A 1122-nucleotide genomic window follows, 5' to 3' on the forward strand; every position below is an offset into this window, starting at 1 on the left:
TTGGCGGCAAGGGGATGTTTTTGCAGCGCATGAAGGAAGCCGGTTTTCGTGTTCCACCCTTCGAGTGCGTTACTGCCCAAGTTGTGAATGCCCTTGAACAACACCCTCTGGATATCCGGGGTCTTGAACACTATTTCCCCGGGATCGACAATGAACCGGAGGCAGAGATCAGTCTGGCGATCATCAGGGAGCGCCTCAATGCTATGCCATCTTCAGAGCAAACCAAAAGGGATAACTGGCTGGCGGGTCTGGCGCAGTTTGTTGCCAGTGATGACTACTACGCACAGGTTAAAGATTCAGAAGCGGCCCGACAAATCAGGCATCTGCGTCGTAAGCTGGACGAACTCTCCACATCACAACCGGTGATTGTCCGCAGTTCTGGTATCAATGAAGATAACTATGGCGACGCTCAAGCGGGCAAATACCTCTCTGTCGTTCAGGAAGAAGACGATATTTTATTTACCTGCCTCAAGGTTATGGCTTCAGCTTACCGGCCTGAAGTCTGTTGCGAAGGCGTACCGCAGCCTATGGCATTGATTATCCAGCAGTGCATTGACTGTCTATTTGGCGGTGTCGCCATGAGCTTTAAATCTTTTCAGGATAATACCGTCAGTGTTGAGTACACACGCGGTCAACCCAAAGGCGTAGTAGCCGGGCAGTCCGGTAACACGCCTCACCGCATCGATATTTTTCGCGAGGATCGCAAAGAAGAAGCTGACAGCTCTCAATATTTCGCCGGGACGATCTCAAGTCACTTTACCCTGCACAAGAGCAATAACGGCTATTTGGAAATAAGAATTGATGATGCCAATGCCCAATCAAACGACGGTGGACAGAAACTCAGTGATAAAATGGTTGCTACCCTCAGAAAGGTGGTGACAGAGCTGGAAAACCTGTTGCTCTGTCCCGTGGATGTGGAGTTTGCCATCGATCGTCAGGGTCGCCTGTTCCTGTTGCAGGTGCGCCCCATTACCCGACTCTCTGGTGACATGGCTTTTGCCATGCCCATACCTAAAGAGGCTCTGGCCATTGGTGAGAGCATCAGCGAAGGCTATTGCACCGGCCCCCTCTGGCTGGCCAGAAAACAAGCGGCAGGCTCTATGCCAGAGGGCGCCATTGTTG

Annotated in this window: 1 protein-coding gene; it reads left to right on the forward strand. The window is 51.8% G+C overall.

All coding sequences use genetic code 11. The features are described 5' to 3' along the window. The coding region (locus KDK18_RS04250) for a PEP/pyruvate-binding domain-containing protein (protein ID WP_257253445.1) at positions 1 to 1122 on the forward strand (1122 nt) is incomplete at both ends.

This window comes from Endozoicomonas sp. SESOKO3, from assembly GCF_024606255.1.